Source organism: Ensifer sp. ENS08 (assembly GCF_014852195.1).
Classification (GTDB): domain Bacteria; phylum Pseudomonadota; class Alphaproteobacteria; order Rhizobiales; family Rhizobiaceae; genus Ensifer; species Ensifer adhaerens.
Map to the genome: position 1 here is coordinate 37,835 of NZ_JACVBF010000017.1, position 25,894 is coordinate 63,728.

23 protein-coding genes and 4 pseudogenes are annotated in these 25,894 nt (G+C 60.8%); 11 read left to right on the forward strand and 16 right to left on the reverse strand.

Going from position 1 to position 25,894, the window contains the following annotated elements:
* Window positions 1-4 precede the first annotated feature (4 nt).
* The 7 genes and pseudogenes from IB272_RS27380 to IB272_RS35050 all read left to right on the forward strand — a co-directional run bounded on the left by IB272_RS27380 (window position 5) and on the right by IB272_RS35050 (window position 6,444).
* Window positions 5-1,546 (forward strand): sugar ABC transporter ATP-binding protein, encoded by a 1,542-nt coding sequence (locus IB272_RS27380; protein ID WP_192445465.1) that lies wholly within the window; start codon window positions 5-7, stop codon window positions 1,544-1,546.
* A complete protein-coding gene (locus tag IB272_RS27385) occupies window positions 1,543-2,523 on the forward strand; it encodes an ABC transporter permease (protein WP_060644214.1) in 981 nt (326 codons plus the stop codon). The genes IB272_RS27380 and IB272_RS27385 overlap by 4 nt, the downstream gene beginning before the upstream one ends.
* Window positions 2,524-2,534: 11 nt before the next feature.
* On the forward strand, window positions 2,535-3,506 hold the full coding sequence (locus IB272_RS27390) for an ABC transporter permease (RefSeq protein ID WP_110819009.1): 972 nt from the start codon (window positions 2,535-2,537) through the stop codon (window positions 3,504-3,506).
* A 187-nt stretch (window positions 3,507-3,693) separates the two neighbouring features.
* Window positions 3,694-4,695: an alpha/beta hydrolase gene (locus IB272_RS27395; protein ID WP_192445466.1), complete on the forward strand. Its 1,002-nt coding sequence runs from the start codon at window positions 3,694-3,696 to the stop codon at window positions 4,693-4,695.
* A complete protein-coding gene (locus tag IB272_RS27400) occupies window positions 4,682-5,113 on the forward strand; it encodes a hypothetical protein (RefSeq protein WP_246810444.1) in 432 nt (143 codons plus the stop codon). The genes IB272_RS27395 and IB272_RS27400 overlap by 14 nt, the downstream gene beginning before the upstream one ends.
* A 175-nt stretch (window positions 5,114-5,288) precedes the next feature.
* Window positions 5,289-5,888 (forward strand): annotated as a pseudogene (locus IB272_RS35045) (MFS transporter); the annotation flags it as partial.
* Between the two features lie 61 nt (window positions 5,889-5,949).
* A complete protein-coding gene (locus tag IB272_RS35050) occupies window positions 5,950-6,444 on the forward strand; it encodes an MFS transporter (protein ID WP_246810445.1) in 495 nt (164 codons plus the stop codon).
* Between the two features lie 93 nt (window positions 6,445-6,537).
* Here IB272_RS35050 and IB272_RS27410 read toward each other — a convergent pair whose 3' ends face one another.
* The 12 genes and pseudogenes from IB272_RS27410 to IB272_RS35055 all read right to left on the reverse strand — a co-directional run bounded on the left by IB272_RS27410 (window position 6,538) and on the right by IB272_RS35055 (window position 19,408).
* On the reverse strand, window positions 6,538-7,821 hold the full coding sequence (locus tag IB272_RS27410) for an SGNH/GDSL hydrolase family protein (RefSeq protein ID WP_192445467.1): 1,284 nt from the start codon (window positions 7,819-7,821) through the stop codon (window positions 6,538-6,540).
* A gap of 7 nt (window positions 7,822-7,828) precedes the next feature.
* The gene (locus IB272_RS27415; RefSeq protein WP_192445468.1) at window positions 7,829-8,578 is read right to left on the reverse strand and encodes a glucose 1-dehydrogenase; all 750 of its coding nucleotides are present in this window, start codon (window positions 8,576-8,578) and stop codon (window positions 7,829-7,831) included.
* Window positions 8,579-8,594: 16 nt separating this feature from the next.
* Window positions 8,595-10,919 carry a DUF4962 domain-containing protein gene (locus IB272_RS27420; protein ID WP_192445469.1) on the reverse strand — a complete coding sequence of 775 codons (2,325 nt, stop codon included), beginning with the start codon at window positions 10,917-10,919 and terminating at the stop codon, window positions 8,595-8,597.
* Between the two features lie 64 nt (window positions 10,920-10,983).
* The gene (locus tag IB272_RS27425) at window positions 10,984-12,552 is read right to left on the reverse strand and encodes an extracellular solute-binding protein (protein WP_192445470.1); all 1,569 of its coding nucleotides are present in this window, start codon (window positions 12,550-12,552) and stop codon (window positions 10,984-10,986) included.
* Window positions 12,553-12,591: 39 nt separating this feature from the next.
* Window positions 12,592-13,473, reverse strand: a complete 882-nt coding sequence (locus tag IB272_RS27430; protein ID WP_192445471.1) for a carbohydrate ABC transporter permease — start codon at window positions 13,471-13,473, stop codon at window positions 12,592-12,594.
* A gap of 5 nt (window positions 13,474-13,478) precedes the next feature.
* A complete protein-coding gene (locus tag IB272_RS27435; protein WP_060520814.1) occupies window positions 13,479-14,399 on the reverse strand; it encodes an ABC transporter permease subunit in 921 nt (306 codons plus the stop codon).
* 16 nt (window positions 14,400-14,415) lie between these two features.
* Entirely contained in the window at window positions 14,416-15,531 is a 1,116-nt protein-coding gene (ugpC, locus tag IB272_RS27440) for a sn-glycerol-3-phosphate ABC transporter ATP-binding protein UgpC (protein WP_192445472.1), read from the reverse strand.
* Window positions 15,532-15,559: 28 nt separating this feature from the next.
* A complete protein-coding gene (locus IB272_RS27445) occupies window positions 15,560-16,342 on the reverse strand; it encodes a GntR family transcriptional regulator (protein ID WP_060529962.1) in 783 nt (260 codons plus the stop codon).
* Between the two features lie 1,205 nt (window positions 16,343-17,547).
* Window positions 17,548-17,697: pseudogene (locus IB272_RS27450) on the reverse strand (integrase); the annotation flags it as partial.
* A 199-nt stretch (window positions 17,698-17,896) separates the two neighbouring features.
* A pseudogene (locus tag IB272_RS27455) lies at window positions 17,897-18,284 on the reverse strand (type II toxin-antitoxin system VapC family toxin).
* A complete protein-coding gene (locus tag IB272_RS27460; protein WP_034798574.1) occupies window positions 18,284-18,538 on the reverse strand; it encodes a type II toxin-antitoxin system VapB family antitoxin in 255 nt (84 codons plus the stop codon). The pseudogene IB272_RS27455 and the gene IB272_RS27460 overlap by 1 nt, the downstream one beginning before the upstream one ends.
* A gap of 161 nt (window positions 18,539-18,699) precedes the next feature.
* A pseudogene (locus IB272_RS35055) lies at window positions 18,700-19,408 on the reverse strand (sulfite exporter TauE/SafE family protein).
* Between the two features lie 421 nt (window positions 19,409-19,829).
* Between IB272_RS35055 and IB272_RS27465 the strand changes: the two are divergent.
* The 4 genes from IB272_RS27465 to IB272_RS27480 all read left to right on the forward strand — a co-directional run bounded on the left by IB272_RS27465 (window position 19,830) and on the right by IB272_RS27480 (window position 21,913).
* Window positions 19,830-20,084, forward strand: a complete 255-nt coding sequence (locus IB272_RS27465) for a type II toxin-antitoxin system Phd/YefM family antitoxin (RefSeq protein WP_192445473.1) — start codon at window positions 19,830-19,832, stop codon at window positions 20,082-20,084.
* Window positions 20,081-20,497, forward strand: a complete 417-nt coding sequence (locus IB272_RS27470; protein WP_192445474.1) for a type II toxin-antitoxin system VapC family toxin — start codon at window positions 20,081-20,083, stop codon at window positions 20,495-20,497. The genes IB272_RS27465 and IB272_RS27470 overlap by 4 nt, the downstream gene beginning before the upstream one ends.
* A 35-nt stretch (window positions 20,498-20,532) precedes the next feature.
* On the forward strand, window positions 20,533-21,477 hold the full coding sequence (locus IB272_RS27475; RefSeq protein WP_348646822.1) for a hypothetical protein: 945 nt from the start codon (window positions 20,533-20,535) through the stop codon (window positions 21,475-21,477).
* A gap of 64 nt (window positions 21,478-21,541) precedes the next feature.
* The gene (locus IB272_RS27480) at window positions 21,542-21,913 is read left to right on the forward strand and encodes a hypothetical protein (protein ID WP_192445475.1); all 372 of its coding nucleotides are present in this window, start codon (window positions 21,542-21,544) and stop codon (window positions 21,911-21,913) included.
* 377 nt (window positions 21,914-22,290) lie between these two features.
* Here the strand turns inward: IB272_RS27480 and IB272_RS27485 are convergent, their stop codons facing one another.
* From IB272_RS27485 to IB272_RS27500, 4 genes are read right to left on the reverse strand one after another with little or no spacing between them, the layout of a single operon-like run.
* On the reverse strand, window positions 22,291-23,088 hold the full coding sequence (locus tag IB272_RS27485; RefSeq protein ID WP_113292907.1) for an ABC transporter ATP-binding protein: 798 nt from the start codon (window positions 23,086-23,088) through the stop codon (window positions 22,291-22,293).
* Window positions 23,085-24,038, reverse strand: a complete 954-nt coding sequence (locus tag IB272_RS27490; RefSeq protein WP_192445476.1) for an ABC transporter ATP-binding protein — start codon at window positions 24,036-24,038, stop codon at window positions 23,085-23,087. Before IB272_RS27490 ends, IB272_RS27485 begins: the two co-directional genes overlap by 4 nt.
* The gene (locus IB272_RS27495) at window positions 24,025-24,864 is read right to left on the reverse strand and encodes an ABC transporter permease (protein WP_060521268.1); all 840 of its coding nucleotides are present in this window, start codon (window positions 24,862-24,864) and stop codon (window positions 24,025-24,027) included. Before IB272_RS27495 ends, IB272_RS27490 begins: the two co-directional genes overlap by 14 nt.
* Window positions 24,861-25,883: an ABC transporter permease gene (locus IB272_RS27500; RefSeq protein WP_060604926.1), complete on the reverse strand. Its 1,023-nt coding sequence runs from the start codon at window positions 25,881-25,883 to the stop codon at window positions 24,861-24,863. The genes IB272_RS27495 and IB272_RS27500 overlap by 4 nt, the downstream gene beginning before the upstream one ends.
* Window positions 25,884-25,894: the final 11 nt, after the last annotated feature.

A 25,894-nucleotide genomic window follows, 5' to 3' on the forward strand; every position in this document is an offset into this window, starting at 1 on the left:
CGCAATGGAAAGCGGCGCACCGCTCTTTCGCATGGAAGGCATATCGAAACGCTACGGCGGGGTGCGGGCGCTTGAAAATGCCGAACTGTCCGTCAGGACCGGCGCCATTCACGCCGTTCTCGGCGAGAACGGTGCCGGAAAGTCGACGCTCATCAAGATCATGGCGGGCGTTGTCGCCGCCGACGAGGGGCAGATGACGCTCGATGGACAGCCGGTGACGTTTGCGTCACCGGCCGCCGCCAACGCCGCCGGCATCGCCTGCGTCTTCCAGGAGCTGTCGCTGATCCCGGAACTTAGCGTTGCCGACAACATCGTTATCTTCAATCCGCCGACCCGGTTCGGCATGATCGACCGCAAGGCCCAGCGGCGTCTGGCAGAAGAGGCGCTGGCGCGCGCCGGTGCGGCAGACATCCACCCTCTGGCGCTGGTCAAGGACCTGCCGCTGTCGCGCCAGCAGATCGTCGAGATCGCCAAGGCGCTGGCGCGCAAGCCACGCATCCTCATTCTCGACGAGGCGACGTCGGCGCTCACGGCGGCCGATGTTTCCAAGGTCTTTGCGGTGTTGAAGCGGCTGCGCTCTGAGGGGCTGGCGCTTGTCTACATCTCGCACCGGATGAGCGAGATTGCGGAACTGGCAGACGATTGCACCGTGTTTCGAAACGGCAGCAAGGTTGCAAGCTACCCGGCAGGGACAAGGAGCGACAGCGAGGTCATCGAGATGATGATCGGTCGTGAATATCATAGCGTCTATCCACCCAAGCCGGGCCCGCTTGCACCAGCGGCACCCGTCCTTGAGACGCGAAATCTGTCCTGGGCGAACCGCCTTCACGACATCTCGTTTTCATTGCGTGCAGGCGAAATCGTCGGTCTCGGCGGGCTGGACGGGCAGGGACAGCGCGACCTCCTCCTGGCGCTGTTCGGGGTCTTGCGCGGGCTGCGCGGCACGGTTCTCGTCGACGGCAGAACGATCAGCATCGGCAGCCCTGCGCAGGCGCGCCGGCACGGCATCGGCATGGCGCTCATTCCCGAGGACCGCAAGACCGAGGGGCTGATGCTGCCGATGACGGTGCGTGACAATCTCTCGCTCGCCTCTCTCGACCGGCTGACGCGCGGCGGAATCATCGATCGCGCCAAAGAAGAGAGCGCTATCGACCGGATGATGACGTTGCTGTCCATCAAGGCGGGCAATATTGACGCGCCGGTCGGGGCGCTTTCGGGCGGCAACCAGCAGAAGGTCGTCATTGCGAAGTGGCTGATGCGGCAGCCGCGCATCGTCCTTCTCAACGACCCCACGCGCGGCATTGACGTCGGCACCAAGGAGGAGATCTACCAGCTCTTGCGGCGTCTGGCGGACGAAGGGGCGGCTATCCTCTTTTATTCGACCGACTATGCCGAACTCATCGGCTGCTGCGACCGGGTCCTCGTGCTCTATGACGGGGCGGTAAAACGGGAGTTGGCGGGCCCTGAGATAACGGAGCGCGCGCTGATTGCGAGCGCACTCAACATTCCGTCCGCAGACCCAAGCCACCGGGAGCCCATCCAATGAACGACTGGCGGTATCGACTGACGGAACACCGGGGCACGCTGGCGGCGGTTGCGATCTTCGTGGTGATGTTCATCATCTACACATCGAACCATCCGGCCGGCTTCACCGCCAACGTTATCCAGACGGCCGCCAACAAAGGCGTGCTGCTTGCCTTTGTCGCGATGGCTCAAACCATGGTGGTGATCACCGCCGGCATCGACCTCTCGGTCGGCATGATCTTCCTTCTCACCAACTGCCTGGCCTCGTGGCTGGTCGTTGGCTCGCCGCTTGAGACGGCCTTCGGCGTCGTGGTCGTCCTTGGCGTCGGGGCTGCATGCGGCGCCATCAACGGCGCGATCGTCATCTATGGGCGACTGCAGCCGATCGTGGCGACGATCGCAACGGGGGCGGTCTATTTCGGCTTTGCCCTGTTGCTGCGGCCTTTTCCCGGCGGATCCGTCAACGAGGGGCTCGCGGATGCCCTGACCGGCCGGATTTTCGGGGTTGTGCCGGCGAGCCTCGTCGCGCTTGCAGCGGTAGTCGTCGTGATATGGGTGCCCTTCAGCCGGTCGGTCTATGGGCGTGCAGCCTATGCCGTGGGCTCCTCCGAGACGGCCGCCTACATGTCCGGCATGCCGATCCGCCGCGGCAAGTTGCTCGCCTACACGCTTGCGGGACTGGTCGCCGCACTCGGGGGGCTGTTCCTCACCTTTTTTACCTATACCGGCGACGCAGCACTCGCCAGCGGCAACGCCTACACGCTGTTTTCGATCGCAGCCGTGGTGCTGGGGGGCGTTTCGCTGTTCGGCGGCAAGGGTAGCGCCATCGGCGCGGTCTTCGGTGCGCTGGCATTCCGCACGATCGGCGACCTGTTGTTCGTTTTCGATCTCGATCCACTCTGGCAACCGCTGTTCCAGGGACTGATCCTGTTGGCGGCCATCAGTCTCGGGGCCCTTGCGCTCTTCAGGGTGCGCAATAGATTGGAGTGGTTCCTGTGAGCGAGACGGCAATGACTGGCGCAACCGGACGCAAATCGACCTTCATACGCAATCTCGACCCCGCGGTGGTCACTGCGTTCGGCTGCATCCTGCTGCTGCTTGTGCTCGGCAGCCTCTATTCGCGCAGCTTCCTGTCGCCGGAGTATCTGCTGCAGCAATTGAAGGTGGCGTCCTTCCTCGGCATCATCGCCACCGGCATGATGCTCGTCATCCTGCTCGGCCAGATCGATCTTTCGGTGCCGTGGACCGTTGCCACGGGCGCGATGATGGCCTGTGCGGCCGCGGCCTACGGTCCGGTCGGGACAGCGCTTGCCATTCCCTTCGGCGTCCTGTGCGGCATCGGCATCGGGCTCATCAACGGCGTCGGGGTTGCCTATCTGCGCATCCCCTCGATGATCGTGACGCTGGCGACCAATGCCGTCGCCCAAGGGGTGATGGTGGTCTATACGGGCGGTTTCTCGCCACAGGATTCCGCCACCGCAGCCATGCGCTATCTCGCCACCGGTGCTCTGGTTCCCGGTATTCCGAACGTGGTTTTCATCTGGGCGCTGATCGGCGCGGCAATGGTCTTTCTTCTGCGCCGGACGGGCTTCGGGCGCGCGGTCTACGGCATCGGCAATCGCGAGCGTGCGGCCTATCTGTCCGGCATCAACACCCGCCGCATCGTCATGATTGCCTTTGCCGCCTCGGGCGGGCTTTCGGCCCTTGGCGGGGTGCTGCTCGCGGGCTATGCCTCTAAGGCCGCGCAATCCATGGGTGATGCCTATCTTCTTCCGGCCATTGCGGCGGTCGTCCTTGGAGGAACGTCAATCCTCGGCGGGAAGGGATCCTATCTCGGTACGGTGGCGGGCGTCATTCTGATCACGCTCCTGCAGTCGATCCTTTCCGTTACGCAGATGCCCGAAGCCGGGCGCCAGATCATCTACGGTGTGGTGATTATCCTGATGCTTCTGCTCTATGGTCGCGCGCCGGCGAGCCGGTAGGAATGCGGGCTCGCGACACGTCACTCGGCATCGCACCTTGACGCTGTTCTCGGCGATGCGACGGAGTTCCGCCGCATCGACGGTTGGACAGTATTCGATGCTGTCGGCCCATACCGAATTAGAGACCAAAACCGATTGCGCTTCTCGCACGTATATTCCCTGGAGATCGCTATTCTTCAGGAACGTCATGAAAGCGCGCGCAAGATTTCAGGTAGTCCTAAGCCTGCTGATTTTGATCGGGACCATTTTCGAGCCGCTCAGGGCGATCGCGGACGAGGTGCGCCCGGTTCGCATCGATGTCGGCGGCTTCAGTCTGAACAGCGTACTTCTTAAACCCGGCAAGCAGACGAGCCTGCCGCCGATCGTTTTCATCCACGGTGCCAGCGCCAGTCTTTACGACCCGATGTATGCCTTTCGCGGGAAGCTCGAAGGAAGAGCGACGCTTTTGTTCGTCGATCGGCCGGGACATGGCGGCTCGGATGTCGGCGGACCTGAAAACATACTGCCTGACGGACAGGCGGACGCCATCGCAAGTCTTATGGCAAGGCGCGGGATTCCGAAGGCGATCATTGTCAGCCACTCCTTTGGCGGCGCGATCGCAGCGGCCCTTGCCGTGCGTCATCCCGAAAGGGTTGTCGGTCTCGTCTTCCTGTCGCCAGCCGTCTACCCCTGGAACGGCGGCGTCGCCTGGTATTATGACGCAGCAGCCGTTCCTGTGTCGGGTGCGCTCTTCAGCACTCTGATCGTCCCGCCAATCGGCCTTCTTGCGATCGGCAGCGCGACCCGCGCGACATTTGCGCCGAACACAATGCCGAAAAACTATCTGCGTGAAGCCCGGACACTGCAGGCCCTCAGGCCCGCAGCCTTCCGGCACAATGCCCAGGAAGTGGCGGCACTCAACGACTGGACCCGGACGGCAAGTCGGAAATACCGCAAGATCAAGGCGCCGACGGTCATCATCACCGGTGACGTCGACAGGATTGTCTCACCCAATGTGCATGCACGGCACCTGGCCCGGGATATCCGCGGCGCGAGGCTTATGGTCGTGCACAATCTCGGGCACAAGTCGGACTATGTCGCAAGCGATCTGGCCGTCGCGGCGATCGAAAAGATCAGTGGCCGGAAAGTCGATCTGAGCGCCGTAGCAAGGACGATCGAAGAGCGGATCGCGGCAGATGGCGAGCGTTGATCTCTGGCGGTCGAGGTGCAGGGCCGGCATGGTCGCGCTCTATGGAACGGCGGGCGTTCTGCACGTGGCCTTTCCAGCGCCCTTTGTCGCCATCACCCCTTCGTGGGTGCCTGACGCGCCAGAGGTGATCTTGCTGACAGGACTTTGCGAGATCGCAGGAGCGATCGGTCTGCTGATCCCGGCTCTTCGCAAATATGCCGGCATTGCGCTCGCCCTTTATGCGGTGCTCGTCTTTCCGGCCAATATCAAGCATGCACTGGACAGCCTGAGTGCGCCGGAAGTCGCTCCTTGGCAGTGGCTGTATCACGCCGTCAGGCTGCCGCTGCAACCGGTCGTCGTCTGGCTCGCTGTCTTTGCAGGAGGTGTCGTGACCTGGCCTCTGCGGTGCAATCGGCCGCGACGGCAAGCGGGTGGCTGACGGCGCAGTGCTCGCATAGGTGGCCGAGAGGGGCTTCCGGCTCGGGCGCCGACGTGCTAGTCAAGCTGCCATAGGGATAACCGAAGCTCTGCCTCGAAACCCGACATGTCCATTCCATGTCGGGGCGATCGCTGGTTCGTGCCCGCATGGGTCATCATGCAGGGAGAACGGGCGCATGAACCCTATCGTTGTCTTGCTCGCATTTGCGACATTTGCCACAGGAACCGCTGAAAACATCATAGTCGGCATCGTCTCCGATGTCGCCGGCGAGCTTGGCGTTTCGATCGCGTTTGCCGGGCAGTTGACGGCCGTTTTTTCGATCGTGTTTGCCTTGACGGCGCCCTTGGCGCTCGTCCTTACGATGAAGATCGAGCGCAGGCGCCTTCTTCTTTGTGCTCTGGGCCTGTTCGTCGTTAGCAATCTCTGTGCGGCAGCGAGCCCCAATTTCGCAACGCTTGTCGTCGCCCGCATCGGCATGGCCATGGCGAGCGCGACCGTCTGCCTTCTGGCAACGATGTTGGCGACCGAGCTGGTCGCGAAAGACATGAAAGGTCGAGCCATCGGCATCATTTTCATGGGGATCAGTGGCTCGCTGGTGCTCGGCGTTCCCGCGGGAATTTTCATCTGCGGACTTATCGGCTGGCGGGGCGTCTTCATCGCACTGTCCCTGCTTGCCGGCTTGGTGTGGTTGGCAAGCTGGCGGCATGTTCCGGTCTCCGCTCGCCGTAAAGCCGCCCTTCCAACGTATCTGGACCACCTGCGAAAGCCGCCTCTCGTTGCGGGCCAGTTTGTCTCCATTCTGATGATTGGCGGGCACTTCGTGCTGTTCGCCTTTCTTGGCCCACATCGCGATAGCCTTTGCGGTGCTTGGTATTGCCGGCGTGAGCGGTGGCTATCTCGGTGGTTGGCTTGCCGACCGGTTTTCGCCGCGCAACGTCCTTTTGCTCACGCCGACGGCCTACCTGCTCGCCCTTGTCACAATACCGTTGGTCGAGGGCAGCTCGTGGGTGATGTTCAGCGTGCTGATGATCTGGGCCTGCATCAGCTGGATGATCTCGCCGGTGGTACAGAGCTTCTTGATCTCAGCCGGGCCGGAGACGGCCGATACCGGCATAAGCCTGAACCTGTCGACAATGCACATCGGTGTAGGGCTCGGGACGGCAGTTGGGGGGATCGCGCTTGCAAACCTCTCAGTCCACGCCCTGCCGTGGGTTGGAGCGATCATTGCAGCGCTTGCCGTGGTCGCGAGTTTCTGCGCGTTCTGGTCGTCGAGGTTGGCAGAAAGACCACGAGAACGCATTCCAGGCCAAGCCAAAAGCCCTGCCGCATAATCGGAACTCATGGGATTTTGGAGTATCGCCTACGGATTTGGTCCTCTGTGGGCCGCGTTCAGCGCGTGTTGAGACGAGCCATGGCCATTCACGTCAAAACAGCTGGCTCTGTGGAGGCATGACCTGACGCAACTCGGGGCTTGAAAACTGCATGCTTGATGGTTGTCTTGACGGACCAACCTGCAGGTTGAGCCCAAGCCGGAGATCTTGCATCGGCGTCTTCAATTTGATCGGAGGTGTCCTCAACACGCCCGACCACGCCTCCCTTGGAAAGGGTGCGAGGTTTCCATCGCCGAGATCGAACGGAGCGAGCGCCTGCGACACCAGGCCCTTCGCCGCACCATCTTCCAGGATCAGCGAAATGTCCCGCCAGTCACCGTGCGCGGGCACTTCCACCTGGACGCTTGCCTGCACCCAGGTGCCCGCCGGCAGCGGACTAACGAAAGCGTCCGGCAGGAGATCCACGCGGCACCTCTCGGTCGCCACACCGATCTCCTGCCAGTTCGCCATGCGGTCGGGCTGGCAGATGATCCGGCTTGCAGTCGTTCGACCGTGAGAAATGGCCAATCCCTCGGCCAACGGTCCGTTCCCGGCAAGAAGGGGATTCGGCAGGATGTTGCCGATCGGGTTGTTGACTGCATCGAAACGGTCGTCCTGCGCCCATGTTCGAGGAGCAGGTGGAGCGAGGAAGCCACTAAGATAGGCTGCCAACGCCTTGCCGACCGCGTAACCGCCCGGAACCGAAAAGTGCGTGCCGTCGTCGGAGAAACCATCGTGTGGCGCCCCATCGGCAGAATAAGGGTCCACCCAGACGGAATTCCAGTCGAAGACGTGGCAGTGCGGTCTCATGGCTGCAAAGGCGAGGCTCTTCTGGTTGATCCAGTGTGCTTTTGCCCGTTCCGATCCGCCGGCGACCCATTTCTGCGTGCCACGCGCCAGGATCGGCAGCAGGATCACCGTCTTTCCAGCCGCTATCAGTCGATCAACGACCGCTTCGCGGATAGACTGGATGACTTCCTTTGTCTCAACCATCATGTCGTTCGTGCCGGCATCGACGACGATCAGGTCAAAATCGAGCTTCAAGACCTCCTCGAGACGCTGTGCGATGTCCCGGGCCTTCTGGCCCGAAACGCCGGCGTTCAGTCCGCCGAAGCCACGGGTGACGCCGATCCTGCCGCTTGGCTCCCAGCCGGGAAATACGCGCGGATCGTGAAACACCGTAATGTCGAGCTGGCCGGCGGAGAGAACCTCCGCCCATGTCGCCCACCCGCGGGCGCAGGAGTGGATGTGCCTGTCGCCTGCGTGGTGGTTCTGCTGGACAAGCGACGTGCCGATGAGGGCGACGCGCTTGCCATGGATCGGAAATCGCACTGTCATGACCATATCAGGAAAACAGCGTGCCGCCGTTTACATCGTAGCAGGCGCCGGTGATGAACGACGCCTCATCGGAGACAAGGAAGGCGACCAGATTGGCGACCTCGTCCGATCGGCCCTCGCGCCTGACCGGGGTTGCGGCAGCGACACGCTCGCGCACTTCCGGCTTGGTGAACGTGTCGTGGAAGGTCGTAGAGATCATGCCCGGGCAAACCGAATTGACGCGGATCCTTGGTCCGAGTTCTTTTGCAAGACCACGCGTGAAGGTCATGACCGCCCCCTTCGAGGTGGCATAGGCCAACGCACCAGGGCCGCCGCCATCGCGGCCGGCCTGTGAGGCAAAGGTGACGATCGCGCCACCGTCGGCCATCGCCGGAACGGCCGCCTTGGATGCATTGAAGAGTGAAGTGAGATTGACGTCGATCACCTGCCGGAAGAACGCCTCGTCCATGTCCTGCAAGGTCTTGCGCGCCAAAAGTCCGCCGGCGACATGCACGAGCCCATCGAGCCGACCGAACGCGGCAACTGCCCCGTCGACAGCCGCTTGTGCATCGGCGGCCACGGTCATGTCCGCCTTGATGGCGATCGCCTTGCCACCGGAAGCCGTTATCGCCCTCACGCACTCCTCGGCGCCAGCCGCCGAGCCAAGGTAGGTGATTGCGACCTTCGCGCCGTCGCGGGCAAGCCTCTCGGCGCAGGCCTTGCCGATGTCGCGGCCGCCGCCAGTTACTAAAATGACCTTGTCCTTCAGTCCGTTCATGACATTTCCTTTCCGATCAGAAGTTCTTGGGGATGATGATGCGCAACTGGTTGTCGTCGACATCGGTGAAATAGAGGTCGGCGCTGAAGCCCTGGTCATCGACGAAGTGAAAGACCCGCCGGGGTTCGCTAAGGGCATAGGGAACGAGAAGCGTCACCAGGGTCTGCTTGGTGGACGCTGGAAGCGTTGCCTCGACGTGATATTGGGTGGCCAGGCCCTCGATTTCGGTTGGATCGACGCCTTCGAAACCTTCGATCATGCGTATCTGCGGCGGCCCTGCGGTTGAAAACACGAACTGCCCGTAGAGCCCCGCCCGTTCGCCGGTCAGACGAAAACTGTTGCTGCCCACGTCCATTTGATGGGAGGAGTGAAATAGCCATTTGAGGGGCTGTGGTTCGACGCATTCGACGCGATCGACGATGACGAGAAAGTCGCTGCTGGCGAAATGGATGTCTCGCTCGACCCTGCGGACCAGCGGATTGTTCGCCCGATAGGCCGCCGTGGCATCGCCGCTGATGAAGACATGCGTCGGCTCCTCGCGCACCGCCGTGATCCGACCTCCCGCCTTCTTGCCGATCGCCTTGTCGCCTTCGGCGTATTGCCCGCTGTCGCCTATGAGGACGGCGTTCTTGGATATGGTCTGCCGGCGCCAGCTGCGATGCATGGTCGAGTTGAAGGCGACATAGTAACCGCTCTGGATCGCCAGATCCTCGCCGAAGGCATAGAGCAGGAATGCGTTCTGGTCGCCGTGACTGTGGCTCAAGGAACCAAAGGGGCTGCTCTTGAACAGGAACTGGATGTGGCGATCGGGATCGTCCATGTGTTTCTGGATCGCAACCCAGCCGATGTCCCTGAACCACTTGACCGGCGGCAGGTCGGCAGGTGCCTTTGCCTCGACTTGCGGGTAATCGTGCCGATAGACAAGCTCGTCGAAATTGAGGTCCCACCAGCCGTAGTTATAGAATTCCATGGCGGTACCGGCGGCATCCGCCTTCAGCCGCTCGAAATACCACTGGTAATGGGCGTTGCCGGTGACGCCGGCAAACTGGCGGACATTGTAGCCAACCTTGAGACCAGGCGGATCGCCGAGGGTGGAGTCGTCTCCGAAGCAGGCCCGCCTCGTACCCGGCGCCTTCGTGTAGAGCGGAAAATCACCTGTTTTCTGGAAGAACGGCCGCCGATAGAGATCGACCTTGAGGAAGTTTCGGATGAGATTGGCGGCTTCCGTCAGATAGGCGATGCCGGTCATCCAGTAGTGTGGACCCTCCGCCCACCCGCCGTCGCTGTCGCCCCATGGCGAATAGAGGGTGAAAAGAAATTCGACCGTATAGTCCAGCCAGCCCTCGGCTTCCTTTTCCTCACCGGCCAGCGCGATACATGCCGCTGTGAGGGCCGCCGAAAGCGAGCGCACCGCGTGACTGTCATAGGGGAAAACATGGATGCGCGCACGCCAGATCACGTGGTCTGCGACTTCGCGTGTCCGCGCAAGGAGCACACGACGCACGCGATCTCGCTCACCGTCATCGAGATGGTCGTATAGCCAATCGTAGCCCCAGGCGAGCGCGGTCACTACGCGGAATGCCGCCTCGTCATTGTAGGAGCGGGCCGTTGCTCCCTGCGGATCCCAGGCCGCGACCGACAGCAGCCAGTCCTTGGCCCGCGCAATCATGTCTGCGTCATCCAGGATGACACCTGCAATCGCCAGGTGCCGGATGGCGTAGATCGCCTCCTGGCAGTCGATGTACATCTGCCGCCAGAGCTTGGCGGTGCGCACATTATCCGGGTAACGTTGCGGTTCGGCGATCAGGCTCCGCGAGAGCCACGGCTCCACCGAGTTCACGTAGAAGGTCTTCCAGCCGCAGCAATCAGGATCCTCCTGCAACCGGCTGCGGAAGTTGGTGATGCCATCCGGATTGAGCCACAGGCGGGGATGGCGAAGATCCATGATGTCGCGCCGCTTTGCCGCGCGCGGCAAGGCCGTCTCGGGAAGGCCCGGCTTGAGCGTAAATTCACGCACGCTGCTCCAATCGGAGGCCGCGCGCTTTTCGGCGTCGTTCCAAAGGGCAAATGACCAGCAGTAGGAACCGGGTTCGAGCACTGTATCCGGGGTGAAGAAGTTCCAGGCGATGTTGTCGAAGACCAGCGTCCGCTCGGGCGCAAAGCCCGCATCGCTCGAGATCCGCACCACATAGCGCGCATCGTCGTTCAGGGCCGGCAGCCAGCTGAAACGGGGCGGATTTTCGACAGAGCTTTCGCCGGCCGGCTGATAGCCGATCGTCAGGGTCCCCGGTTTTGGCTCATCGAGATATTGCAGGCGGGGTGCTTCAGCGGTTTTGGGCATCGAAATGACGTCCTTTGAATACGTGATAGAGGCGAGCGCGAGCCGGTCGCGCCCGATAATCGGGTCAGTTCTTTCCGTATTGGCGGTCATAGGCCGCCTGCATCACCTCGGAGACCTTGGCGTAGCCGAGTTGGTCGAGGCGGGCGAGGTAGCCGTCCCAGGAGGCATCGACATCCTGGGCTCCGAGGACCCAGGTCTGCTGCATTTCCATCATGTAGGTGAGAAGGCTCGGCCAGTACTTGTCGTAAACGGCGCGCTCGTCGCTGTTCATCGAGACGCCGGTAAACTCAGGCTGCAGAAGCCCTGGTTCCTTCTCGTACATGGCGATCCCGTCGAGAGCCATCTTGTTGGTCCATTGCTCCTCGGAGGCATAGGCGGCCCAATAGCCACGCGGCACGCCGGCGCCGATTTCCCACATCTGGGCGTTCACCGGCTTGGGGTTGTGAAGGACGGTCTGCTTGTAGACGGGCTTGCCGTCGACCATGTCATAGGTCTCGCCCTCGATGCCCCAGTTCGACAGGATCCGGCCCTTTTCGGAGAACCAGAAGTCGAAGTACTTGATCGTCTCGACCGGGTGCTGGTTCGAATAGGAGATCGTCCAGCCTGCCGGCTGAACGGTCGCACGCCGGCTGTCCTCGAAGCGCCTCCCGGACACGGTCTTCGGCGGCAGCATCGGCGCGAAGTCGATGCCTGGAACGCTGTCCTTCAGAGCGTCGGTGTAGTTGGACGTGCTTGCGAACCAGTCGTGCGTCATGCCCCCAATATTGTTGCCGAGCATGTACTCACGCACCCGAGCTCCACGCGTGAACACCTCCGTATCGATCAAGCCCTCCTTGAACCACTGCGCAACTTTGGAAATGCCGGTCCTATAGTTCGGTGTTGTCCAGGGATGCACGACCTTGCCGTCTTCGATCATGAAGTCGCCGTAGCGTTCCGAGCCGGACACGCGGGCATCCCACATGTTGATCAGTCGGACTGCTTCGATCGGCTCGCGTGCGAAGTAGGGAACTTCATCCTTCTTGCCGTTGCCGTTCGGGTCTTTCTCGCGGAAAGCCTTGAGAACGGCATAGAGTTCGTCGACGTTTTCCGGAACCTTCAGGCCCAGTTTGTCGAGCCAGTCCCGGCGGATGAACCAGGCACGCGAGAACTCGCCTTCGGGCACGTAGGGGATGAAGTAGATGTGACCGTCAGGTGCGCTGATGGCCTGGCGCACGATCGGATGCTCATCAAAGAACTTCTTGAGGTTGGGGGCGTTCTCCTCGATCAGGTCATCCAGGGGCATGAAGGCGCCCTCCATGCCATAGCGAATGAAGTCGTCCTTCAGCCCGCCGGTGACGTCGCCGCCAACGATGTCCGGCAGGTTGCCGGAGGCCATCAGCAAGTTGAACGCATCCCGGCTGCTGCTGGTCGCAAGCGAGGCGACATTCTTCACGTGGATCCCGGTCCATTCGGCCGCCTTCTTCTCGACGGGCCAGTCTTCCGTGTAGACGTATTTGTCACGGAAATGGAAATGGATCGTCAGCTCGAGCGGGTCGTCCGTAATCTTCGTCGAAGCGTCTTGCGCATAGACAGGGCCCGATTGCAGCAACGCACAGGTGGCAAGCAGCGCCAACGTGTCTCGAATATATCTCATTCCATTCTCCTCCTTAAACAGAACTGACTGAGACGGCCGTTATTCCTTCACGCCGCCAAGGGTGATGCCCTTGTTGAAGTATTTCTGGATGCTTGGATAAATGAGCAGCACCGGAATGATCGAAGCGATCATGATCGCCGCGGTGACGGTCTCGAACGAATAACGAGACGTCAAAAGGCTGCTTGCGAACTCGTCGTTGGCGGTAAGATCGACGATGATCCGCTTGAGGTAGAGTTGAAGCGGGATCTTCTCCTCGCCGCGCAACAGCACCATGGCCCAGAAGTAGCTGTTCCACCTGGAAACGATGCAGAACAGCGCGACCGTGATGATCGCCGGTTTGGACAAGGGGATAAAAACCTTCCAAAGCAGCTGGAACTCGCTGGCGCCATCCATCTTGGCGGCCTCCTCGAAGGATTTCGGCACGGCCTCGAAGAAGTTGCGCAGCAAGATGACGTTGAAGGCGTTGCAGGCAAAACCGATGATGATGCCCAACCGAGAGTCGAGCAGCCCGAGATCCCGCATGTTGAGGAAGAATGGGATCATGCCGGCGTTGAACCACAGGGTGAACGCGACCATCATGTTGAGGATCTTGCGCCCCCTTAGGCGGGCACGCGACAGCGCATAGGCGCCGGGGATCATGATCGCGAGGCTGACCGCCGTGCCGCCGAAGGTGTAGATGAAGGTATTGCCGTAGGCGATCCAGAAGAGCCGATCCGAAAGAACGAATTCGTAGGCCGCAAGTGTCAGGTCCTTCGGCAACAGCACGACCTGACCCGAGGTGACTGCGGCACCCGACGAGATCGATACCGACAGGATGTAGATGAACGGGTAGAGCGTCGAAAGGACGAAGAGCCCGATAAGGGTCGCGTTCGCATATCCGAAGATCCGGTCGCCGCGAGAATAGAGATTGAACCTAGCCATGACGATCACCAGAGCGAGGTTGTCGAAACCTTCCGGCTGATCCGGTTGGCTGCGAAGACGAGAGCGAAGGCGATGACCGCATTGAAGAGGCCGGCGGCGGTGGCAAGGTCGTACTGCGTACCCTGCAGACCCGTCCGGTAGACGTAGGTCGAGACGACGTCGGCCGTGCGGTAGGTTGCCGGCTGGTAGAGCAGGATGATGTATTCGAACCCGACCTCGACGAGGTTGCCGATGCGGATGATCAGCATGATGATGATCGTCGGAAGGATGCACGGAAGCGTGATGCGCCACATCATCTGCCAGCGCGATGCGCCATCGACCCGGGCCGATTCATAGAGCGTCGGGCTGATGCCGGCGATCGCCGCGAGATAGACGATCGATTCGAAGCCTGCTTCCTTCCAGATGTTCGATCCGATGAAAACGGTACGGAACCATTCCGGCTGGGTGAGGAAGTAGACCCGGTCAAGGCCGAGGCTCGACAGGATGAGGTTGACCACGCCTGTCGTGGGAGACAGCAGGTTGATCACAATGCCCGCGACGATCACCACGGAGATGAAGTGGGGCAGATAGACGATGGTCTGGGAAAACCTGCGGCCCAACTCGCTCTGGAGCTCGTTAAACATGATGGCGAGCACGATCGGTACGGGGAAGGCGAAAATCAGCCCGAGGCCGCTGATGGTGATCGTATTGACGAATGCGCGGATGAAGATCTGGTCGCCAAGAAGGGTGCGAAAGTTCTCAAGACCCACCCAGGGACTTCCGGCGATACCGCGGAACGGGCTGAAATCCTTGAACGCAATCTGCAGCCCTTCCATGGGCTTGTAGAGGAAGAGCATAAACCAAAGGAGCATCGGAAGGATAAGCAGGTAAAGCTGCCAGTCTTTCCGGAGGTCCTCGCCAAGGCGCTTGAAATATCCGGCGATCATCGATGTCATCCTCGCTTCACGCATGACCGTTGACGGCTTTGCCGCTCTCGGCGTCGAAGACATGGAGACGGCCCACCGGTATCTGCAGCTTGCCGATCTGCGAGAGTGCCTCGACATCGGCGGGCGTTTCGATCTTGGCGACGATCGGCTGGCCGGAAATCCTGGTGTGCAGAAGAGCCTCGGACCCAAGCGGCTCCACGAGGTCGACTGTCGCGGCGATTTGCTGGACGTCCCCGCTCGCTTGCTTGCCGACCGCGACGTGCTCGGGCCGGAGGCCGACGAGGATGCGTTGATCGGCGCGCAGGGATGTAACCATTGCCATCGGTAATCTGAGGAGGGCGGCTTCCGCGTCGGCAGCGTCTATGCGCGCCTGCAGTTCACCGTCCACGGAGACGACTGTTGCGCGCAGGAGGTTCATGGGTGGTGAACCGAGAAAGCTTGCAACGAAGGCATTGGCCGGCTTGAGGAAAAGCTCCATCGGTGTGCCGACCTGTTCGACGCGGCCGCCGTTCATGACGACGATGCGGTCTGCCAGCGTCATCGCCTCGATCTGGTCGTGGGTGACGTAGATGCTGGTGACGCCCATGCGTTTGTGAAGCCGCTTGATCTCCGCGCGCATCTGGGTGCGAAGCTTGGCATCGAGGTTCGACAAAGGTTCGTCGAACAGGAAGACTTGCGGCTTGCGGACGATCGCCCGCCCCATGGCAACGCGCTGCCGCTGGCCACCCGACAGGTCCGCGGGCTTGCGTGCAAGGTAGGGCGTGAGGTCGAGGATAGCCGCCGCTTCCTTGACGGCCGCTTCGATTGCGTCCTTCTTTTCACGCCTCACGCGCAGGCCGAAGGCGATGTTTTCAGCGACATTGAGGTGGGGGTAAAGCGCGTAGTTCTGGAACACCATCGCTACGTCGCGGTCCTTTGGCGCGACCCGATTGACGAGCCGACCGCCGATCGCGATCGTTCCACCGGAAATCTCCTCCAGGCCCGCCACCATCCGCAAGGTCGTTGACTTGCCGCATCCCGACGGCCCGACGAGAACGACGAACTCCCCGCGTTCGACATTCAGGTTTACAGAGTGCACGACTTCGAGTGCGCCGTAGCGTTTCACTACGTCGTTCAATTCCACTGCAGACATTTCAGTTTTCCTCCCGACGGCGCCTTCCTCAGGTCAGGCTGCGCCGTGGTTTCCGTTTTTCTGTTGTGGTTGCATTGATCGATTCGATGTAGCTCCACAGTTTCGGATCGCGTGAAAGCTCTGTGATCTTGGCCTCGAGAGAGCCAAGATGCCGGGTCATCGCGGCCACCGCTTCATCCGGAGATGCGGCCCTTATCGCATCGATGATGTCGCGGTGTTCGTGGATGACCTCGCCGGTCCTACGCACGCCAAACACCATCTTCAGATGGCGCATCCGGTCAATCTCGCCTTTGGCCTGATTGACGAAAGCCCAGACGCCGCTCAGCCGCGCCGTCGAAAAGATCACCCGGTGAAAGTCCTCGTCCAGCTCGAAGAAGCGCGTGTAGTCCTCGTTTGCGACAGCCTCGATCTGCTGGTTGAGAGAGAGCTCCAATCGGCCAAGATCTTCCAGCGTATGCCGCTTGGCGGCCTCCGCCGCTGCGCCCGACTCGAGGCGAAAACGAATGAAGCAGGCCTCGATGTAGCGCTGCACCTCGATCGTCGCGACAAAGGTGCCGCCCTGTGGCACGACCTTGACCAGGCCCTCCTCGGATAGCCGGATGATCGCCTCGCGAACCGGGGTCTTGGAGACGTTGAGGATCGCGGCCACTTCCTTTTCCGGCAACGCCCGTCCGGGCAGAAGCCTGACTTCGACGATCAATTGTCGAAGCAGCCGATAGACCTTGGCCGTGGTGTTGCCCGGTCCCTCCTTCGGAAAAGAACGAAGCAATTCTTCAAGGGGTAAGGCAGGAATTTCGACAATTTGAGACATATCATTCCGCAAACTGATATCTTAGTTGCGAGAGTGATGTCTCATAGCGCGGTTGTCAAGGTGAAATCCACGTTGACAGTCGACTGCGTTAAACTTGCAGACACTGGAACTATATTGCAGTCAATGAAGGCGCCTCCGAGGGGCTGGCTACGGCTGTCTTTTATCGTTCGACAAAGTGGAAGAGGCAGCGTCGATCGGCCAGAGTCAGCTGTGAATAGCGTCGAGACATCAAAATCTCTAATTGGAAACCATTGAAATAATTGGCATATCGCACTTAGAATTAGAATGACCTACATTTGTCTGAGCGTTATAAGCGTTGGAAGTGAACACCTGCCACGCGTCCGTTCGCAGCGTCGCTCGAATACTCCGCGAATAGCGGACGTTCAAATGTCGCCAACTTGTCTGGACCCCGACATTGGCGCACCGGCCTACTGATTTCGACGGCCGCTCGACCTGATGGCCAGCGGCGACGGATCAGGCGGTGTCAGTGCAACCAGGCCGACGGACTTGATCATTCATCGCGGTGGGGCTCCGGCCGTTGGTAGGCCATCCCATATTTAAGTTCGGTCCTGCAATTCCTCTACGATCGGCGCCTCAGCGCGTCAGTCGCAGTGCACGTCATCCTGAATAAGTGGTTTGGCGACAAGGTCCCGAGCTCAAAACCCGGCGAACAAAAGAGTCGTGCTAGTCGGGCAGAGTCTGGGTGGACTAAATGTCCCCGGCCTGTCAAAAGTCCTCGAGGACGCGATCGCCGTTATTTTTAGAACGGGGTCGGGCGACCGATTGACGTCACGTTGCTGCCGCGAGATCACGCTGGCCGTCCTACTATTTATCAGCACCCGAGACTGGTTGAAATCAGCGGCCAATAGCGCGGCGATGGCTTCTTTCGGCCCAAAGCGGCTACTCTGCAGCACTTCGGATTGACGCCCAAGAGAGATCAATCGGGCGAGACCCAAACTAGCATGGACGGCGGACTTCGCTCCTAAGGGCATGGTGAGCCCGGCAGGACTCTAACTTGCGACCCATTGAGCGGGCTCTAACCATCGAGCTACAGGTCCCGCCAGATTACTTCCAAGGGCGGCGGACGAATTAATCAAGCTTGAGGGGCGACGAAGCGCTTCGCAAATCTCCGGCGCTCGGTGGGAGGCCGAGCCGTTCCCGCTCTCCAAAAGTGCAAGAAGCAGGGCTCGAAACGAAATGACTTCGCCCTCGCTGGCCAGATGCTTGAGCGTGGCGACATCGTCGTTGTTTAGGAGGGTCGCAAGCTGGCCGCAACGATCGAAGGGCAGGATGGCGTCGAGCGCGTCGAGTTCTTCAGCGCGTTTGGGGGCGGATTTTGAGGAGGCTTCGCTCATTTCGGCAGGCCGTTGATATAGAGATCGCTGTGTGCCGACATCACGCGGCGCCCCGAACCCGGTATGCCTTCTACGGCGCACAGCCATACCTCGTCGATCAAGCAGGATTTTCCTCTGGCTCCGCTTGCCGCTCTGTGTGGTCGCCGACACGTCTGCGGGCGCTTTTGCTGGGCTGCTTCGAGCCGCCATGACTTCGTCCTCACGCCGCCTCGATGTCGGTTTGCGAAAAATCGTTGCCCTTGTAGAGGAGCGGTTCTCCCGAAAGCGCCGCAAGAGCATAGGAAAAGCAGTCGCCGTAGTTGAGGCTGGCCGGATGACGTCCCTTGCCATAGCGCCGCCAGGCGCGCCGCGCACGATCGGCATGTTCGGCTGTAACTGGGACGATTTCGACTTCTGCCTTGTAGAGCCAGAGGTCGAGATCGGCGCCTGCGGCCTCCCCAAGTCGAGTTTCGATCACCATGGCAGCCTCTAGGACGGTCGCGCCGGAGATGAGTCTGACGGCGTCGTTCTGCAATGCGCTCTCGCAAAGCCGCCGCTTCCGACGCATTGAATGCGATGGCGGCAAGGACGGAGGTATCGATGACCATCAGGATGGCAGTCCGTTCTCGTCGTAGCCAAGAATTTCGTCGGCTGTGCGGCTGTCGAGAACGGGCCGAGCGTTCCAGCGTCGCTGAATCGCTTCGAGGTCCTCGAGCAGAGCGGCTTTGCGCAAGTCAGAGCCAAGCCGTCGCAGGCGCTCTTCGAGCGCACGCTTGGTTGCCAGTGTGATGCTTTCACCGGTCCGTTCGGCAAGGGTGCGGGCCAGCTGTTCAGTGTCGTGGTCTTTGATGCTCAGCGCCATTCTTGTCGATCAAGGCTCCTAAATTTTCTATATTCTACCTATAGCACCGTCGCGCCAGCCGACGCGGCCTAATAGTGAATGGCCAATAAGCGATCTGTTGCCGTGGAATTCCAATAATGGCCGCTAACTAGCCGATTGCGGCTCGCGCCTTATCGTCTTGCCTAGACCGCCGCTCCCCAAAGCAGGCTGAGTCCTGAAGTTACCAGTAGCGCATCCATGATATGGCGAAAGGCCTCTGGCGTGAGGCGGAGAAGAAAAGGTTTCGCTATGAAGGAACCGACCAGCAGAGATGCCCCCACCGTGAGACCCTTCAGTACAAGAATAAAAGGAAGTGCTCCCGATCCTTGAAAGGTGAGTGCTTTGGTAGTGTAGATCGCGAGCGAAGCTGCAGCTTCGGTGCCGATAAAGTGGTCAAACCATAACCGATGAGTACGGAAGCAAGTCCAGACGAGCTCACGATCTCAGTCAAAAAGCCGATGCACGTTCCGGCTGCGGCCAGATGAGGTAATCGCAAGTGGATAAGGTTTGCGGCCAACCACCGACGTCCAGGAATCAGCAAAAGCAAGAACGATCCAATCGCCGCATCTACTGCCCCTGGCGGCAGAACAAGCATCGTTCGCGCGCCAAGAACCGCGGGAGAAACGCCAGTAACCGCATAGGCTGCCACAGCTCGCCAATCAACTTCCCGCCACCATGCAAGAATCCGGGAAATGTTCGCATGACGGAAGCTACCGCCATTATCGGCACAGCTTCTTTTGGCCCATAGAAATAGGCCAACACTGGGACGAGCATGATTGATGAGCCAGTACCGATAATGCCACTTATGATCCCGGCAAGCAGGCCGATGATTAAGATGAGAAAAAGTCCCATTCGCCATTACACCGAGAGCGCGTGGATGCGTAAGCCCAACCCTATTTCGATGCGAGTTAGCCGAACAAATTCGTACTGTCTAATAAATCGATTGTGCGGCAGTCCCTTGCCGGAGAGCTACGTGTCAGTAGCGTTTGATCTAAATTAATCTGAGCCACGTGTCAGGGGAACAACGCTTACCGAGCAGCGCACTTCCCGAAGGACGGGAAATGACGGGATTCGAACGCTGCTCATCCCGTCGCTTCAGGGCTGTCGATGGCAAGCTGCGACGATCTTGTGCTGTGTTTGTTTCCGATTTGTGCTCTAAGATCGCATAATCTATCGACTGGGACGGACGTTTCCGTTTCAGCGAGCGCTCAGGCGTTTGCAATTCCGTCCTTCAATGTTATATGTAGGTAATTACCTACATGGAGGTGCGCTCATGAGCATCACGACCCTTTCCAGCCGAGAACTGAATCATGACGTCAGCAGCGCCAAGAAGGCGGCAAAAAGCGGCCCCGTTATCATCACAGACCGCGGCAAGCCTTCGCATGTCCTCATGACCTATGATGAATTCGAGCGCTTGAGCGGCAAGCACCGTAGCCTTATCGAGGCTCTCGCTATGCCGGGTCTCTCGGCAATCGATTTCGAGCTGCGCCGTGTTGAATTCGGACCTCGCGAAGTGGATTTTTCTTGAAGTACTTGCTGGATACCAACGTTATCTCGGAACTACGCAAGGTCGGCGACGGCAAAGCTGACGCCAATGTCGTAGCGTGGATTGGGGCAGAAGATGCGGCTCGCTTCTTCATCTCGGCCATCACAGTCCTTGAATTGGAGCGAGGAGTGCTTAGCGTGCAGCGCCGGGATGCCGCACAAGGCGCGCGGCTGCGCTCTTGGCTCGACGGCCAGGTTCGACCCGAGTTCGCAGGTCGCATTCTGACGGTCGATGATGCGGTTGCGACTCGTTGCGCGCACTTGCATGTTCCCGACAGGCGCAACGAAGCAGACGCCTTGATTGCCGCGACTGCTTTGGTTCACGACATGGCAGTCGTGACTCGCAATGTCAGGGATTTCGAAGGCACCGGTGTTGTGGTTGTCGATCCATTTTGAGGGATCCGATCGGATCCACGGCCGATGGGCGGGCCGTGACACTGTCGATGTTGTGGCCGACGAGCAAGGAGATTGACGAAGCAGTTGCGCTTGCCTCCGATGCGGTTGATTTCAAGCCAGCTTATGACGAAGCGGAGGCCAGCAAGGCTTGGCGCGAACTCGAGGCGCCGGCGACGACATTGTTTCCATGGGACGAGACGTCGACCTACATCCGCAGGCCGCCGTTCGCAGGCTTTGGAAAAGGCAGCTTACTCGGCACGTATGATGCGCATCCGCTGATCGTTGTCGGTGACGACATCACGACGGACCATATCTCGCCAGCCGGGGCGATCCGGGCTCAGAGTGAAACCGGCCGATATCTCATCGAGCGAGGGGAAGTCCCGACCGACCTTAATGTTCATGCTTCGCGGCGGGGCAACTGGGAAGCGATGGTTCGGGGCTTGTATACAAACCGGGCTGTTCAAAATCTTTTGGGCAGCGAGATCCCACCAGGATCGACGATCCATGCGCCCTCAGGTGAAGTCCTCCCGCTCTGGTGCGCCGCAAATCGCTATGCCGAGAGCAGGCAGTCCGTCGTGATTGTCGCTGGCGAGCGTTATGGAATGGGTTCCTCGCGAGATTGGGCAGCCAAGGGAGCATCGCTCCTCGGCGCCCGCGCGGTCTTGGCTGTAAGCTTCGAAAGGATTCACCGTTCCAATCTTATCGGGATGGGCATTCTGCCAATGAGACTGCCGGAGGGTTTGGGACCAGATGATCTCGCTCTAAAGTCAGGTGACCTCATCGAAATAAATGCCAACGCAGGCCTGATCTCGCCGCGTTGTCCGATCGACATTGCCATTAAACGGTACGGGGGCGAGGCTACCACGTTCAAAGCGGTCGCGGCGATCGAGACGGCCGCTGAGGTCGATACGTTGAAGGCGGGTGGAATTCTGCCGCTGATGTTGAAGAACTTGGTCGAATCCCAACGCAGTACAATCTAGGGCGCTAGAATCGACATTTGCGTTGTGCGGGCAGGTGTGCGTTGTCGGTTCCGGACGTGATTTGATGAGCAGACCGACCGCTTTCATAGGCTCGCGGAGCAATCAGCTTTTTGGCGGCGAGGTCGACGATATCCTTTCATGCGGCGATTTCACCGACATCTTAAGTGGCGGAGCCGGCGCAAATACGTTCGTCTGGGCTGGCCAAGCAGGTAACACGCAAGGCGTCGATCGTATCGTCGACTTCGATGTGCAGGGCCGCGACGTCCTCGAATTCACCGGCTATTCTCCGATCGTCGAATACACCTGTTGTTCAACCAGGTTGACGATGCAGGATCAGGAAACCGTCGCTCAAAGAACTTTGCGTATCGGTGTGATCGTTGCGGTCGCGATCCTGCTTGCAGCGATCCAGCACGTGGTGTCTTCGCAAGGCCTCTAATCGGCCCTCTCAGAGAAAGCCGCGACTTCCTAAAACTTCCCGATCGGGGTGAATTTACGTTTCAGAGGCCGATACTTCCCGATCGGTAAGGATGACGTTGAAATTCCGAAAATCTTCCGACGACAGGAGGCACCGTCGAAAATGGGCGCACGTGGTGCTGATCGCAACGGTTGCAATTCTCTCAGTCACCTGGACAAGTTGCCACCCGCCGATCGACCTCGTGCTGGCGATCCGTCTCGGCTTCACTCGTCCGTCCGAAACATCGGGTCCTTGCGCGTCTTCTCGCTCGCGCATGGGCGCTATCTGCGCGGTCGCAACAGAGCCCGCCCGCCGGCGCTCCGAAACAAGATCGACATCAAGGACATTGGTCGCCGCCGTCAGGAGGTCTCGACAAGTCTTTCGCGGCGCCCGAAGGAAAGCAGTTCGCGCGTATAGGGATCGGCCGGGGCCGCGATGACGTCCTTGGTTTTTCCGAACTCGATGACGTCGCCGCGCCGCATGACCAGAAGCGCGTCGGAGACATGTGCGACGACCTTCAGGTTATGGGTGACGAACAGCATCGACAGCCCGCGGCTTTCCTTGAGGTCCGAAAGCAGATTGAGGATCTGTGCCTGTACCGAGACGTCGAGCGCCGATGTCGGTTCGTCGAGGATGAGAAGGCTCGGTTCCAGAGCCAGTGCGCGGGCGATCGCCACGCGCTGTGCCTGCCCACCGGAGAGTTCGCCTGCGCGGCGATCGAGAAAATCGGCCGGCAACCCGCAGTCTGACAACAGGCCCGCGATCTTGTCGCGCATCGCGGCGTCCTGTCGGCCCCCTTGCGCCAGGATTGGCTCGGCCAGGATATCGGCGATCGCCAATCTCGGGCTCAGCGACAGGAACGGGTTCTGCAGCACGACCCCGATCTTCTGGCGTTCCCGACGCAGAGCGCTGCCCTTCAGCGCCAGCCAGTCCTGTCCTTCAAGCCGGATCTGCCCGCTTTCCACCGGAAGAAGCCGAAGGATGGCGCGCAGGAGGCTTGTCTTGCCAGATCCGCTTTCGCCGACGATCCCGAGGGTCTCGCCTCTGGCCAAACGGAAGCTCGCACCGTTGACCGCGGGTTTTGGCCGTGTCGCGAAGAGGCCGGCGCGGTAGCGGATGACGAGGTTGTCGACGTCGAGTATCGGGGCCGTGGTCATGCAGCGTCCTCCGGCAAATGGCATAGCCAGCGATGTGCGGCCCGGTTGCGCCCCGGCGGTGGCGTGGCTGCGCACTGCTGGAGTGCCTGGGGACAGCGCGAGGCGAAGGCACAGCCGGCTATCGCCGAGCGCGGCGGCGGTATCGAGCCCTCGATGGCCGCCAGCCGTGCGCCAAGCGGCGCGGCGTCCGGAAGTGCGGCGAGCAAGGCCCGGGTGTAGGGATGCCCGGGACTTTGCAGCACGGCGTCGACCGGGCCGGTCTCGACCGAGCGACCTGCATAGAGCACGGTGGCGCGATCGCAGGCCTCTGCAATGACGTCCATGTCGTGGGTGATCATCAACACGGTGAGCCCGCGCTCCGTTACCAGCTTGCGTAGCAATGCCAGGACTTGAGCACCGATCGAGACGTCGAGCGCAGTGGTCGGCTCGTCGGCAATGAGGAACTCGGCGCCGGTCGCCAGCGCCTGCGCGATGACCACACGCTGCTGCATGCCGCCCGAAAGCTGGTGTGGATAGCTACGGAGCACTCTCTCCGGGTCAGGCAGCCCGGTTGCGGCCAGAAGTTCAATCGCCTCGGTGCGCCGGCCCCGATGCGACAGGTCCCGATGGGCGCGGATCACGTCGTCCATTTGCCTGGCGATGCTGAGCACGGGATTGAGGGCGGCTGCGGGATCCTGGGCGATCATGCCGATGCGCCGACCACGCAGTTGCGTGGCCCGCTCGCGAAGATCCTCGCCGTCGAAATGGAACCGATCGGCAACGATGAGGGCACCCTTCGGCGCAAGGCCAAGTGCGGCCATCCCGGTCATGGTCTTGCCGCAGCCGGACTCACCGATCACGCCGTGGATCTCGCCGCGCTCGATCTCGAGGCTGACGGCACGCACCGCGTGAACGTCACCTTCCGATGTCGGGATGCTGACCGAAAGATTGCGGATATCAAGCAGAGGCACGGCCAGTCCCTCCCTTGCGATCACGAAGCGCATCGCCGAGCACGCTGAAGGCGAGCGCGATAGCGAAGATGGTCAGGCCCGGCATCGCAGAATACCACCAGCGCGCGGGGAAGAACTTTCTTCCAGCGTCGACCATCTGGCCCCAGTCGGCAGTCGGCGGCAATACGCCAAGGCCGAGGAAGGAGAGAGCGGCGGCGGTCAGAAGCGCCGGTCCGACATCGAGGGCTGCCTGCACCGTCAGCGGCCTGCCGGTCGCCGGCAGGATGTGGCGCAGGATGATGCGCCAATGCGAGACGCCGGAGAGCTGTGCCGCCTCGACATAGGGCTGGCCACGCAACACCAACACCTCCGCACGGGCGAGTCGCGCATACCAGGGCCACCAGGTGACGGCGACGGCGATGACGCTGTTGAGAAAGCCTGGGCCGAGGGCTGCGGCCATCAGCACCGCCAGCAAGAGCGCCGGGAAGGCGAGGAAGACGTCGGTACCGCGCATCAGCGCTTCATCGATCCACCCGCCGAAGTAGCCGGCGGCAAGACCGATCGGCAGCCCGATCAGCAAGGAGAAGGCGACGATCAGCATGCCGTTCGTCAGGGATACCCGCGTCCCGTAGACGATGCGGCTCAGAATGTCCCGGCCGAGATGATCGGTCCCCAACCAGTAGTCGGCAGAGGGCGGTGAAAGCTTGGCGGCGACATTAGGCCCGCCGGCCCCCTGCAGGGGATAGGGCGCGATCCACGGTGCGAGGAGCGCAACGAGCACGAAGATGAGAATGACAGCCAGTGCGAAGGTGCCAGGCCAGCCGAGGCGTTTGACAAGCTTTTTCATGACAGCGCCACCCGCGGGTCGACAAGGGCCTGAGTGATGTCGATTAAAAGGTTCATCACGACGTAACAGATGGTCACGACCATGGTGACGGCGGCGATGACCGGAAAGTCCTTGGCAAGGATCGCTTCGGATACGTAACGGCCAAGACCCGGCCAGGCGAAGATAATCTCGATGAGCACCGCGCCGGTCAGGGCATAGGCGAAGGAAAGGCCGATCACCGTCAGTGCGGGGCCCATGGCATTCGGCAGCGCGTGACCGAAGAGGATGCGTGGTTCGGAAAGCCCAAGTGCGCGGGCAGCAACGATATGCCGGCGCTCGAGGATTTCGATCATGGCCGAGCGGGTCAATCGCATGGCGACGCCGGCAGGATAGGACGCGAGTGTCAATGCCGGCAGGATGAGGTGCGTCAGTGCGTCGCCGAACGCCTCAAGGCGCCCGGCGATGAGTGCGTCGATCAGGTTGAAGCCGGTCACCATCGGCAGCGGCGCCGAAATCGCGATCTCTCTGGAAAGTCGCCCGGAGAGCGGGAGGATGCCCAGCCATTGCGCAAAGATGAGCTGCAGGATCATCGCCAGGAAAAAGGTCGGCATTGCGACGGCGGCGATCGAGCCGAAACTGCAGAGCCGGTCTGCCCAGCCGCCTTGCCGCGCTGCAGCAATGACGCCGAACGGAATGCCAATCAGGAGCGCAAGGCCGGTCGAAAAGATGGCGAGCTCGAGAGTGGCCGGAAGATAGGCGCGGAGATCCTCCGCGATGAGACGCCTGGACTTGTAGGATATGCCGAAATCGGCGGACGCCATGGCGCCGGCGAACGTCGCGAAACGGGCAGGGAGAGGCGCGTCCAGATTGAGTTCCTGGCGCGCCTTTTCGATTTGCTCGGCCGTGGGACGCGGGCCCGCATAGAGCGATGCGGGGTCCGACGGAACGACCTGTGCCACCACGAAGACCAGGAAGGTCACGCCCACCAACACGAAGGCGGAGAGAAACGTGCGGCGCAGGATGTAGCGTAGAAGTTCCATCAGACCCCCCG